This window comes from Gemmatimonadales bacterium (assembly GCA_036500345.1).
Taxonomy (GTDB): domain Bacteria; phylum Gemmatimonadota; class Gemmatimonadetes; order Gemmatimonadales; family GWC2-71-9; genus Palsa-1233.
The window spans coordinates 48,668-61,510 of sequence record DASYCE010000012.1 but is presented as its reverse complement, the minus strand read 5'-3'; the positions used below and the strand labels follow the sequence as shown (position 1 = coordinate 61,510).

The 12,843-nt window shown below is 63.8% G+C and carries 14 protein-coding genes; all 14 read right to left on the bottom strand.

Annotated features, from left to right (window positions below):
- Positions 1-18: 18 nt before the first annotated feature.
- A complete protein-coding gene (locus VGM20_06735) occupies positions 19-786 on the bottom strand; it encodes a Nif3-like dinuclear metal center hexameric protein (GenBank protein ID HEY4100554.1) in 768 nt (255 codons plus the stop codon).
- Positions 783-1,736, bottom strand: coding sequence for a BMP family protein (locus VGM20_06730; GenBank protein HEY4100553.1), 954 nt, complete (start codon positions 1,734-1,736; stop codon positions 783-785). Before VGM20_06730 ends, VGM20_06735 begins: the two co-directional genes overlap by 4 nt.
- Positions 1,737-1,763: 27 nt before the next feature.
- Entirely contained in the window at positions 1,764-2,651 is an 888-nt protein-coding gene (locus VGM20_06725) for a ParB/RepB/Spo0J family partition protein (GenBank protein ID HEY4100552.1), read from the bottom strand.
- The gene (locus tag VGM20_06720; protein HEY4100551.1) at positions 2,648-3,448 is read right to left on the bottom strand and encodes an AAA family ATPase; all 801 of its coding nucleotides are present in this window, start codon (positions 3,446-3,448) and stop codon (positions 2,648-2,650) included. The genes VGM20_06725 and VGM20_06720 overlap by 4 nt, the downstream gene beginning before the upstream one ends.
- Before the next feature lie 298 nt (positions 3,449-3,746).
- The gene (locus VGM20_06715; GenBank protein HEY4100550.1) at positions 3,747-5,063 is read right to left on the bottom strand and encodes an ABC transporter permease; all 1,317 of its coding nucleotides are present in this window, start codon (positions 5,061-5,063) and stop codon (positions 3,747-3,749) included.
- On the bottom strand, positions 5,060-6,013 hold the full coding sequence (locus tag VGM20_06710; GenBank protein HEY4100549.1) for an ATP-binding cassette domain-containing protein: 954 nt from the start codon (positions 6,011-6,013) through the stop codon (positions 5,060-5,062). Before VGM20_06710 ends, VGM20_06715 begins: the two co-directional genes overlap by 4 nt.
- Before the next feature lie 106 nt (positions 6,014-6,119).
- Entirely contained in the window at positions 6,120-6,401 is a 282-nt protein-coding gene (locus VGM20_06705) for a hypothetical protein (GenBank protein ID HEY4100548.1), read from the bottom strand.
- Entirely contained in the window at positions 6,398-6,817 is a 420-nt protein-coding gene (locus VGM20_06700; GenBank protein HEY4100547.1) for a BrxA/BrxB family bacilliredoxin, read from the bottom strand. Before VGM20_06700 ends, VGM20_06705 begins: the two co-directional genes overlap by 4 nt.
- Before the next feature lie 29 nt (positions 6,818-6,846).
- The gene (locus tag VGM20_06695; protein ID HEY4100546.1) at positions 6,847-7,272 is read right to left on the bottom strand and encodes an SUF system NifU family Fe-S cluster assembly protein; all 426 of its coding nucleotides are present in this window, start codon (positions 7,270-7,272) and stop codon (positions 6,847-6,849) included.
- Positions 7,269-8,495, bottom strand: coding sequence for a SufS family cysteine desulfurase (locus VGM20_06690; GenBank protein HEY4100545.1), 1,227 nt, complete (start codon positions 8,493-8,495; stop codon positions 7,269-7,271). The genes VGM20_06695 and VGM20_06690 overlap by 4 nt, the downstream gene beginning before the upstream one ends.
- Before the next feature lie 31 nt (positions 8,496-8,526).
- A complete protein-coding gene (gene sufD / locus VGM20_06685; GenBank protein ID HEY4100544.1) occupies positions 8,527-9,864 on the bottom strand; it encodes a Fe-S cluster assembly protein SufD in 1,338 nt (445 codons plus the stop codon).
- Positions 9,834-10,595: a Fe-S cluster assembly ATPase SufC gene (gene sufC, locus VGM20_06680; GenBank protein ID HEY4100543.1), complete on the bottom strand. Its 762-nt coding sequence runs from the start codon at positions 10,593-10,595 to the stop codon at positions 9,834-9,836. The genes sufD and sufC overlap by 31 nt, the downstream gene beginning before the upstream one ends.
- Before the next feature lie 15 nt (positions 10,596-10,610).
- Positions 10,611-12,047, bottom strand: a complete 1,437-nt coding sequence (sufB, locus tag VGM20_06675) for a Fe-S cluster assembly protein SufB (GenBank protein HEY4100542.1) — start codon at positions 12,045-12,047, stop codon at positions 10,611-10,613.
- Entirely contained in the window at positions 12,044-12,739 is a 696-nt protein-coding gene (locus VGM20_06670; protein HEY4100541.1) for a helix-turn-helix domain-containing protein, read from the bottom strand. Before VGM20_06670 ends, sufB begins: the two co-directional genes overlap by 4 nt.
- Positions 12,740-12,843 lie beyond the last annotated feature (104 nt).

The window sequence follows — 12,843 nt, the reverse complement described above, 5'->3', positions numbered from 1 at the left end:
GGGCGCGGAGTCACCCGGTCATCGCCCGGTCGGATGGTCGTGAAACACCCACGGCAACCGGTAGCGCTCCGCCAGTTGCCGGGCGAGCGCCTGGACGCCCACGGTCTCGGTGGCATAGTGCCCGGCGTAGATCAGATTGACGCCGAGCTCGAGTGCGTCAAACACGGTGTGATGGGCGCCTTCGCCGGTGATGTATGTGTCAAGCCCGGCATGGTGCGCCGCCGGCACGCGATCACCGGCGGCGCCGGTTATCACGCCTACGTGCGAGGTTGTCTCCGGTCCTCCCGGGACGAGCTGGACCGGCGTGTGCAGCAGCTGTTCGAGGCGCTCGACCAGTGCGTCACGTGTCATGACAAGCGTACCCGCAGCGCCGAATGGTACGCCACGGTACACGTCGAATGGCGTCGGATCCGTGATTCCCAGCTCGCGAGCGAGCACGGCGTTGTTGCCGACCACGGAATGCACGTCGAGCGGAATGTGCGCGGCGTATACAGCGACATCGTGATCGATCAGCGTCCGAAGCTTGCGATACCGGCGGCCCCGCACCGGTTGATTGCCGTCCCAGAAGAGTCCGTGATGCACCACCAGCATCGTGCCGGGAGCGCACTCCGCGACCACGCGGTTGATCGTCTGTTGTGATGCGTCAACTGCGGCGACAAAGCCGGTCACGACGCCGCTGTTTTCGAGCTGCAGACCGTTCAGCGCCGTCTCATGATCCGGAATTCGATCGATCGCGAGGTACTCATCGAGATAGGCCGCTACATCACCGAGCGTGGCTGCCGTCATGGTACTGTCTGACCGGCGACGTGCAGTGTCCCGGCCATGATTGAATCACTCGCGGCAGCGACGCGATCCTTGAGACCGGCGGGCCACGACCCGGCCAGTGCCGGATTGACCGCGAGTCGAATCACGCCGCTCTTGAGTCCGAAACTCTCTGCGTGCGGCGTGAAGTGACCCGACCGCACCTCCCGTCCAACCAGCATCAGCGCCCGGGGAAGGTCGACGACCGCCGACGCGATGACGCGTTCGGGAGCGAGCGACGTCTGATCGCCGTTCGCACCATACACAAATACGCCGGGTGAATCCTTCGCCGCGGCGAATACTCCGAGTGCGGCGGCGTCGGCGTTGTGATGGATCTGATCGACGCCAAGATGGATCATCGCCAACGCCGCTTCCTTGCCGGCGCCCGCATCGTCGAAGGTGTTGAGATAGGTGATCCGCGATTCGACGTCCGGCCTCACGGCGCGCGCGCCCTGTAGCCATCCGTCGTAGCCGAGCTTGATCGGCGGAAGCTCCATCCCACCGATGAAGCCGATCCTTCCCGTCTTTGTCATCGCACCGGCCACCATCCCGGCGAGATACGTCGCCTCGTGGATGCGGAAGATCAGCGGCACGACGCGACCGCTGACGCGTTCGCCGCTGGTGATCACGAAGATCGTATTGGGATAATCGTGCGCGACGCGCTCCGCCGGCGCCTGGAACTCGTATCCGTGTCCGAAGACGATGGTGTAGCCCTGCGCCGCGTAACTGCGCAGCGCTTCCTCCTGCTGGGACGGTGTGGTCGCTTCAATATTCGAAATCGCCGCGCCGAGGGAGTCGCGTATCTGCAGGAGCCCCTGATATGCGCCGGCATTCCACGCGGCATCCGCGATTGAGCCGGGGGTGATGAGCGCCACGCGGAGCGCGTGCGATGATGCGTCGTGCCTGGCGCACGCGGCAACGGCAGCAACTGCCATTAACCAGAATCGAGGCTTCACGTCATCTCACCCTTGAAAGGGGTGCCCGAGAATGACTTCGAGCAGCCGCGCCAGATCGTCATTCGAGTAGTAGGAGATGCTGACCAATCCACGCCCTCGGCGCTTCGCCGTCAATCGCACGTCGGTTCCGAGATGCTGTCGGAGCGCATCTTCGACCCGGCGGGCGTCGCCAGTGGCAGGCTTGTGCGCGGCGGGCTTCTTCATCATGCGGGTCCGGCGAAGGTCGGGAGATTCTCCGCGGACCAGCGCTTCGACCTCGCGGACCGACCAACCGCGTTCGACCACCTGGTGCGCGAGCTTGGAGACCTTCGCCATGTCGGTGATGGCAAGGAGCGCGCGGGCGTGACCCTCCGTCAGCTTGCGAGACTCGAGAAGGCCCTGAACATCTAGCGGTAACTTCAATAAACGCAATGTGTTAGCGACAGTTGATCTGTCTTTGCCGACCAGTTTCGCCACCTCGGCTGGGGCGAGCTGGAAATCGCTGACGAGGCGCTGATAACCATGAGCGGCATCGAGTGCGCTGAGATCGTCGCGCTGGAGATTTTCGATGAGGGCGAGCGACAGGGCGGTTCGATCGTCAAAATCCCGGACGATTGCGGGCACTTTGGCCCATCCGAGCCGCTGAACTGCCCGCCAGCGGCGTTCGCCGGCGATCAGCTCGAACCGGGAGCCTACCGAGCGCACGATGATCGGCTGGAGCAGACCCGAGGTATCGATCGATGCCGCGAGTTCGGCGAGCCCTTCCTCGTCAAAGGACCGGCGGGGCTGGTAGGGGTTCGGAGAGATCGAGCCCACAGCCACATCACGCAGGGCTCCAGATGCCTCTGCCTGTTCGCGGGACATCGGGCCAAGAAGTGCTTCGAGCCCCCTGCCCAGGCGCTTCGACTCGTTCATCCCCCCTCCGGTGTGCGTCCATTCGAGAGCGCGTCAGTTCGTTTCATCAATTCCTGCGCGACCGACATATAGCTCTTGGCGCCAACCGATTGTACGTCGTATAGCAGGATCGGTTTGCCGAACGACGGCGCCTCGGCAAGCCTGACGTTTCGGGGGATCACGGTGCGGAACACCTTGGCGCCGAAGTATTCTCTCGCTTCGCCAACGACTTGCCGCGAAAGATTGAGCCGGTTGTCGAACATGGTCAGGAGGACCCCGTCGATCTGGATCTCCTGGTTGAAATTCTGCTGGACAAGGCGAATCGTGTTCAGGAGCTGCGAAATCCCTTCGAGCGCGTAATACTCGCACTGGATCGGGATGATCACGGCATCGGCAGCGGTCAGGACGTTGAGCGTGACCAGACCCAGGGACGGGGGACAATCGATGAGGATGTAGTCGAATTCAGACCGCAGCGGTTCGAGCGCGTTCCGGAGAATGAGCTCGCGGCCGGGGAGCCCGATCAGCTCCAACTCCGCTCCAACCAGGTCTTGCGTTGCCGGCAGGACATTGAGGAATGGCAGATTGATATCTGGCCGCACCACTTCCAGCGCGGGGACCTTGTTGATCAGGACGTCGTAGAGCGACTTGGCCAGCGCCGGTTTGTCGATACCGACACCCGACGTCGCGTTCCCCTGCGGGTCGGCATCGATCAGCAACGTCCTCCGCTCGGCGATCGCCAGCGAGGCCGCAAGATTGACCGAGGTGGTGGTCTTCCCCACCCCGCCCTTCTGATTAGCAATGGCTATGGTACGAGGCATCGGCACTGAATCCGGGTGACGCGAGCGGAAAAACATATCGATCGCCAAGAACTGGCGCAATCTCCGACTTACTGCGCTGTTTCACGTGCAACTGGCCGGCAACACCTCGCTATCTTAAGCAGTAACCACGTACGCAGTAATACATTACAGCAGTTTATGCCAGTGAAAAGTTGGCCTCGAGCTCGCGTTCGGTTGTCACTCCGTGCGTTCCAGCAACCGCCCACCGCCTTCGGGTGATCGCAAACGAACGAGGGCCCCGTCCCCCGGAGCCCCCGCACCGATCACCTGCGCTCCGCGACTACTTCGCTCTGATCCACCGCGCGACTTCGACCAGCGTCGGCTTCTTGCCGTACATCAGGATCCCTGTCCGGTAGATCCGCCCTGCGAGCCACGTCACACCCAGCAGCGCAATCACGCTGAAAATCAGCGACATCACGAGTTGCACCGCCGGCACCGCCGCCAGCGACCACCGCACCGGCATCGCGAACTGTGAAACAAACGGCACGATCGATAGCGTCACCCCGAAGCTGCCGGTCGGGTCGCGCATCAGCGCGAACACGCCGAAAAATCCGAAGACCAGCACCATCGTCACCAGCATCATGTACTGCTGCGCATCCTTGACCGTATTGCACATCGAGCCGATCGCAGCGTACAGCGCCCCGTACAGCAGGAACCCGAGAACGAAATACACCAGAAATACCACCAGCAATCCGACCGGCATCGTCGGTATCGGCAACTGCTGCATTGCCGCAGGGCTCACGTGGAAGAGACCGGCGAGCTGAGCGCGATCGCGTGACACGAAAAAAAAGGTCGCCGCCCAGATCGTCATCTGGAACAGCCCCACCGACCCCACGCCAATCACCTTGCCGAGGAGCATCTGGAACGGTCGCAGCGAAGACGCCAGCACCTCCATGATCCGCGAACTCTTCTCTTCGATCACCGACGTCAACGTCTGCTGGCCATAGATCGTGACAACGAAGTACAGGAGGAACCCCATGAAGTACGCGATCGCGAACGATTCCGCACCGCTCTGGCCGGTGGCTTTCCCGTCCGACACCTTCGTTGTCGAGAGATCTGCGCGGGTCATTGCGCCGGCAACGAGCTTCGGATCGACCCCCGATCGCTCCAGGCGGCGCGTCATCAGCACGTGTGACAGCGTCGACTCGAGCTGGTTCATCGCATCGATCGAACTGGTATTGGCGCCGAGATAGTCCGCCTTCCCCGTCGCCGTCGTCGCGTCGGTGATGACGAGCACACCGTCGAACGTCGCAGGATCGATGGCGCGGTCTCGCGCCGTCCGCGACACCAGCGAATCCCGGAGGGCGTCGATGTGACCAGCTCCGTGATAAAGATCGACGGTGTACGCCGGCATCGGTTCGTCACCCGGCGTGATCGTGATCGCCTTGAGATCGGCCGCCACGACGTTGCCGACGCTGTCGGTCGTTCCGTCGGCGATCGCGATATGCATGGTGCGACTCGATCCCCGCATCATCAGCGCGGGCACAATCGTGATCGCGACGATGAAGACCGGGAGGATCACCGTGGAAATCATGAACGCCTTGGTTCGCACCCGCGCGATGAATTCGCGGCGAATGACGGCGAAAAGCTTGTTCATGCGGCCTCCGCCCTGGCCGGGACCACGGCGGCACCATCGCCGACTTTGGCGATGAAGATCGCCTCGAGCGACGGTTCGACGACCTCAAATCGCCCCAGTCCGACACCGCTTTGCACCAGTGCGTGCAGGAGGCGCTGCGGATCGGTGCCCGGCGCCAGCTCGACCTCGGCCGCATTGCCATACTCGTCGGCCCGCGCGACGAGACTCCGGTCGGCGAGCACCGGAACCGCCTTCGCGGCGTCCGACGAATAACGCAGGGCAACGTTGCGGAAGCCGAAGCCCGCCTTGACCTCGCTCACCGCGCCATCGACCACCTTCTCGCCGCGGGCGATGATCACGATCCGCTCACACATCCGCTCGGCCTGCTCCATGATGTGGGTCGAGAAAATCACCGTCTTTCCGCCGCGGGCGAACTCGACCACGATGTCCTTCATGACCTGCAGGTTGACCGGATCGAGCCCCGAAAACGGTTCGTCGAGGATGACCAGGTCAGGATCGTGGATCAGCGTCCCGGCGAACTGCACCTTCTGCTGCATCCCCTTGGAAAGATCCTCGACCTTCTTCATCGACCAATCACCCAACCCCAGACGATTCAACCACTTGGCAGCCAATCTCATGGCGTCCGATCGACGGACCCCCTTCACCTCGGCGAGAAAGGCGAGGTGCTCCTGGACCCGCATGTCCTTGTACAGGCCTCGCTCTTCAGGGAGGTAGCCGACGTGTGCCGAGAGGTCACGCGACGAGCTGGTCGATCCCAGCACGGTGATCTTCCCCTCATCCGGTTCGATGATGTCCATCATCATCCTGATCGTCGTCGATTTGCCAGCCCCATTCGGACCGAGCAGGCCGAAGATTCCCCCCGTCGGGACGTCGAACGAGAGATTCCGGACGGCGGTGTGACCTGAGAATCGCTTGGTCACATGATCGACGCGCACCGCAGCGGTGGCCATCAAGGCACTCCTTGCATGGAGGAGAACTGTTCGCGCAACTGGTCACGGACTTCTGCTGTCGCGCCTGCACTCGAAATAGTGCGCGACAGCGTACGCGACAGGAAAGCTACAGTTTCGAATTGAACACGCGCACAGCAGCGACCGCGGCGTCGGGGACGATCATGAAACGTTCCGTCACCGCAACGCCGAACTTGTCCTGCTTCGCGAGCCATGCGTCGATTGGCGCCGACGCTGTCGCCGGATCGTGGATTGCGACATCGTGCATCACCACACCGCGCGGTCCCCGTTCATGCCATCGACCGAGATAGGTCTTCCCGTCGTGCGCGCTGACCACGACGGTGACGCCATGCCATTCGTCGCGGTCGGGGTGAAAGACGTGCCCGCTCACGCGCAGTGGGCGTCGAACGCCTGCGTCAGCATCGACGCGATCTGGTCGGGATGACGCCCCTCGATCTGGTGCCGGTGCACGAACGCGACGACTTCGCCGTCCTTGAGCAGCGCCAGCGACGGGGACGACGGCTGGTACTCGCCGAAATACGAGCGGGCCCGCGCCGTGGCGTCGAGATCCTGGCCGGCAAACACGGTGTACAGGTGCGCCGGGCGGGTACCGTGCTCCAGCGCCCGGGCGAGCGCCGGACGTGCCATCCCCGCCGCACAGCCGCAGACGGAGTTCACGAAGACCAGTGCGGTCCCATCCCCGCTTGCCAGGGCGGCGTCGACATCGGCGACCGAACGAAGCTCCTCGACACCCAGCCGGGTGACCTCTTCGCGCATCGGCTTGACCATCATTTCTGAATACGGCATCGCTACCTCGAACTCCTGATGTTGTGTCGTTATTTCGCGCCCGTATCGAGCGCAGCTATCATCGCGTGCCACGCCAGCGTCGCACACTTCACCCGCATCGGGTACTCGGCAACGCCGCGGAAGACGGCGAGTTTTCCTACGTCGTCCGCACTTCCTCCGGTGACCAATGCGTGAAACCGGTCGAACAAATCCCGCGCCTCGGCGACCGTTTTCCCCTGCAATGCGGCCGTCATCATCGACGCGGATGCCCGGGAAATCGCGCAGCCTTGGCCTTGGAACCCGATCTCTTCGATCGCACCATTGTCACCCACCCGCAGATCGACGGCCACCTCGTCGCCGCAGAGCGGGTTGCGTCCCTCGGCGTGATGCGATGGTGCAACCAGTGCCCGGAAGTTCCGCGGACTCCGGTCATGCTCGACGATCACGCTCTGATAGAGCTCGGCGAGGGAACTCATCGGCCCATGATCGTTCGAGCCCGGATCACGCTGTCGCCCAGCGCGTCGATCTCGGCGGTGGTGTTGTAGATGGCAAACGACGCCCGGACGGTGGCGGGGACGCCGAGAGCGCGGTGCAGCGGCTGCGTGCAGTGATGTCCGGCACGAACGCAGATTCCGTCGCCGTCGAGGAGCGAGGCGAGATCGTGCGGATGAACCCCGTCGAGGGTGAAGGTGGCAATTGGCGCCTTTTCGGCGCCAGCGCCGAAGAGCCGTACGCCGGGAATTGTCCCCAGGACGTTCGTGGCGTGATCGCGAAGCGTTTCCTCGTAGCGAACCGCCGCATCTCGATCAATCGCCTCAAACCATCCGAGCGCCGCGTCGAGCCCGACCGCTCCGGCGATGTGCGGAGTGCCCGCCTCGAACCGGCGCGGCACCGGCGCAAAGGTGGTCCGCTCGAAGGTGACCTCATCGATCATGTCGCCGCCGCCCTGATACGGCGGCATTCCATCGAGAAGTTCGCTCCGCCCCCACAGTACGCCGATCCCGGTCGGGCCGAACACCTTGTGGCTCGAAAAACAGTAGAAGTCGCATCCCAGTGCCTGGACGTCGATCGCAAAGTGCGGCGCGGCCTGCGCGCCGTCGACGAGCACCGGGACACCGTGCCGCGCCGCCATCCGGCAGAGTTCGGCGACGGGGTTGACCGTGCCGATCGCGTTCGAGACATGGGCGACGGCAAGAAGGATCGGCCGTTCCGCCAGCATTCGCTCCGCGGCCTCGAGGTCGAGGACGCCGTCGCCCGAGATCGGAATCGCCTTCGTGCTGGCGCCGGCGAGCTGCCACGGGACGATATTGGCGTGATGCTCCATCGCCGTCACGAGCACCACGCTTGTGGCGGTCGCGCGGGGCCGGACGAACGAGCTCGCCACCAGGTTGATCGCTTCGGTCGTCCCACGAACGAAGACAATTTCATCGCTGCTCGGCGCCCCGATGAAGTGGCCTGCCCGCTGGCGCGCAGCCTCCCACGCAAGCGTCGCCTCCTCACTCAGCTGATAGACGCCGCGATGGATATTGCTGTTCCCGGCACGGTAGTAATGATCGAGCGCCGCGATCACGGCATCGGGCTTCTGGCTTGTCGCGGCGTTGTCGAGATAGATCAGCTGCTTGCCGCGCGACAATCTCTCCAGGATCGGAAACTGGCGACGGATCGCCGCAACATCGAAGGCGCGTCGTGAGGACTGCACGGGAGCGGAAGTCGCGGGGGCACTCATCGTCTCAACCGATCAGTGTGTTTATTTCGGCGCGAACCAGGCGTTCGACGGCCGAACGGATCATGGGATCGGTGATTTCCATGAACACTTCGGCCACGAACGCCGTGACCAGCAGCATTTGCGCTTCGCGACCGGCGATGCCGCGTGCGCGGAGGTAGAATCGCTGCGATTCATCGAGCCGTCCCACCGTCGCGCCGTGGGTGCACTTCACGTCGTCAGCGAAGATCTCCAGCTGGGGCTTGGTATCGATCTTTGCCCTGTCCGACAGGAGGAGATTCCGGTTGGTCTGCTTCGCGTCCGTCCGCTGCGCCACCGGCTGCACCACGACCTTGCCGTTGAAGACGCCGCGGGCCCGATCAGCGAGGACGCCCTTGTAGACCTCCCACGAATTGCAACGCGGCTGGTCGTGAAAGATCGCGGTATGGTTGTCGACCAGCTGCTCGTCCCGTCCGAGATAGAGCCCGTAGAGCAGCGTCTCCACCTCTTCGCCATGATGACGGGCGTGCAGGTCGTGGCGCGACAGGCGGGCACCCTGCGACAGGACGAACGACCGGTAGTGCGACCCACGCTCCTGCTGGACGCTGGTGATCCCGATGTGCGTCGCGGTGGCATCCTCGCGCTGGAGCCGGACGTGCTGCAGCCGGGCACCCTCGCCCAGAACGATTTCGCACGCCGCGTTGGTGAAATAGCCAGCGCCGGTCAATGCCGCGAACGATTCGACCACTGTTGCCGACGCGCCGGCTGCCGCATAGATCACCGTCCGCGGCGAGATCACCGCGACATCGGCGGCGGGGGTCGCGACATGGACGATCTCGATTGGCGCCTCGACGGTGACGCCCGGTCCGATGTGAATTGCCGCACCATCACTCCAGAGCGCCGCATTGAGGGCGGCGAACGGCGTGGCGAGCGCTGTGGCGCTGTCGCCGGCGCAGGTGATGACACCCTGAGTGTTCGCGGCGCCTGCACCGGCAAGCGAAGCGACCCGAATCCCCGCGGCACTTGAGAAGTGCGACAGCGCTGGATCAACCCGGCCATCGACGACGACAATTCGAAGCGAACCACCGCTCGTGAGGAACGGCGCAATGTCCTGAGCGCTCAGCGCCGGCGAGTCACCCGGCAGCCCGAACTCCGTGGCGCCAAGATGCCGCACCGGCGTGAAGCGCCACTCCTCGTCGCGAGAGGTCGGGATGCCGACCGCCGCGAACCGCGCAAAAGCCTCCTCGCGTGCATTGCCGCAACACGGATCGGTCGGTCCGGTCGCCTGGAGCTGCGCGGCAAGATCCGCAAACGGGATACGCGACGCCGTGGCGGTCACGCCGACGCAGCCTCGGGCATCAGCCATTCGTAGCCGCGTTCCTCGAGTTCGAGTGCCAGCTCCTTCCCACCCGACTTGACGATCTGCCCGGCCGCGAGCACGTGCACCTGGTCAGGGACGATGTAGTTGAGGAGCCGCTGGTAGTGGGTCACCAGCAGCGTCGCGTTATCGGGACGGCGCAAGGCGTTGACTCCGCCGGCGACGATGCGCAGCGCGTCGATGTCGAGACCGGAATCGGTTTCGTCCAGTACGGCGAGCCTCGGCTCGAGCACCGCCATCTGCAGGATCTCGTTGCGCTTCTTCTCACCGCCGGAGAACCCGGCGTTGACCGCACGCTCCATGATTTCCGGGCCCCATTCGACGATGCGGAGCCGCTGTTCGAGGAGGTCGTAGAAGTCGATCGGATCGAGTTCTTCGAGTCCGTGCGCTTTCCGGATCGCGTTGTACGCCGTACGCAGGAAGTAGGCGTTCGTCACTCCGGGGATTTCGACCGGATACTGGAAGGCGAGAAAGAGCCCTGCCTGAGCGCGCTCTTCGGCCTCCATGTCGAGCAGGTCCTTCCCGTTGAACACCACCGTGCCGGACGTGACCTGATATGCCGGGTGCCCCGCGAGAACCTGGGCGAGCGTGCTCTTTCCGGAGCCGTTGGGGCCCATGATGGCATGGACCTCACCGGCGTCGACCGCGAGGGTGATCCCGCGGAGGATATCGCGGCCATTTGCCGCGGCATGCAGATCGTTGATCTCGAGCAACGCCATGTCAGCCTGGTCTCCTCAACCCACGCTCCCCTCGAGACTGATCCCGAGGAGTTTCTGCGCTTCGACGGCGAACTCCATCGGCAACTCGCGGAAGACTTCCTTGCAGAAGCCGTTCACGATGACCGAGATGGCGTTTTCCGTGTTCATTCCGCGCTGCTTGCAATAGAAGATCTGGTCCTCGCCGATCTTCGACGTACTCGCTTCATGCTCGACGTCGCTCGACGAATTCTCCACGTCGATGTACGGAAAGGTGTGCGCGCCGCAGCGATTGCCGATCAGCATCGAATCGCACTGGGTGTAGTTGCGGGCCCCGGTGGCGCGGGGGAGGATCTTGATCTGACCGCGGTACGAATTCTGGCCGCGGCCGGCGCTGATCCCCTTCGAGACCACCGTGCTGCGCGTGTTGCGGCCCATGTGGATCATCTTGGTGCCGGTATCGGCCTGCTGCATCCCGTTCACGACCGCCACCGAGTAGAACTCGCCCACCGCGTCGTCGCCTTGCAGGATCACGCTGGGATACTTCCAGGTGATCGCCGATCCGGTCTCGACCTGCGTCCACGAGATCTTGGCGCGATCGAGCGCCTTGCCTCGCTTGGTGACGAAGTTGTAGATGCCGCCCTTCCCTTCCGCGTCGCCGGCGTACCAGTTCTGCACCGTCGAGTACTTGATCGACGCGTCGTCGAGCGCGACGAGTTCGACCACCGCCGCGTGCAGCTGGTTCTCGTCGCGCTTCGGCGCCGTGCAACCTTCGAGATAGGAGACGGAGCTCCCTTCGTCGGCGACGATCAGCGTTCGCTCGAACTGGCCGGTGTTCGCCGCGTTGATCCGGAAATAGGTCGAGAGCTCCATCGGACAGCGGACACCCTTCGGGATGTACACGAACGAGCCATCCGAAAAGACCGCCGAGTTGAGCGCGGCGAAATAGTTGTCCGACGCCGGGACCACCGATCCGAGATACTTGCGAACCAGATCGGGGTGTTCCTGCACGGCCTCGCCGAACGAGCAGAAGATCACGCCGGCCTTGGCGAGCGTTGCCTTGAACGTCGTCCCGACCGAGACCGAATCGAAGATTGCATCGACCGCCACACCGGCAAGCAGCTTCTGTTCGGTGAGCGGGATACCGAGCTTGGCGTAGGTCTCCAGCAGCTTGGGATCGACGTCCTCCAGCGAGCCGAGCGGCTTCTGGGTGCGCGGCGCGGCATAGTAGGTGATTGCCTGATAGTCGATCGGCTCGTGATGGATGTTCGCCCAGGTTGGTTCGTGGGTCATCTCGAGCCACCGCCGATATGCCTTGAGCCGCCAATCGAGGAGCCACTCAGGTTCGCGCTTGCGCTCGGAGATGAACCGAATCGTCGACTCCGACAGGCCGACCGGTGCGGTCTCCTGGTCGATGTCGGTGACGAAGCCGTACTTGTATTCACGATTGACGAGTGATTCGATCGACGAGGTCATGATCCTCCCCCTCCCCCTGCCTGTGCCGCGTCGTAGCTCACCCGGTAGGTGCAGGTGCCGCAGCCGCCGCTGATCTGCGATTGACGGGTCACCGCGACGCCGAAGGCACGACCGAGAAACGCCTCTTCCGCCCGGCAGATTTCCGGGAATCGCTCGGCGATCAGCCGGTGTGGGCAATTGTGCTCGATCAGCACGCCGCCGTCTTGCCCCTGCTCCCATGTCGCCATGTACCCTTCGGCATCGAGGGCGTCGGCGATCTGCTGCCCCCGCCGGTCCCGATCAGCAGCGTTGCCGATCGCGCAGACACGCTCGGCGGTGCCGCTGACATGGTCGTTGACCAGTGCAGCGGAGACGGCGCGTCCCTCGAGCGCCACGAGCTGATCGAGCAGGAATGCGACGGTGCTGGCGTGCCGCTGCGGAAAGAGGTCGTGCCCCAGCGGCGACAGTCGGTAGGTGTGCGCCGGCGCGCCGACACCGTGATGCGTACGGTCGTGAAGCACCGCGCCTTCGCGCTGAAGCTCCTTGAGGTGGTGACGGACGGCATTGAGCGAACAGTTGAGCGCCCCGGCGAGATCTGATGCCGTGGCTGAACCGGCCCGCTTGAGTTCCAGCAGTAGCTCGGCCCGGGCACCCCGCACCTTCGCCGGGGGAAGTCCGCCGGGGTGCTGATCTGTGGGTCGCGACGTTCGCATGGCGCAATCCTAGACTTGGCAGGCTCCCTTGTCAATTCACACCAGTTTTTTGGTGCGAACGTCTAAGTCATTGTGCTGCAAACGCCTCATCATCTGACAAGCGG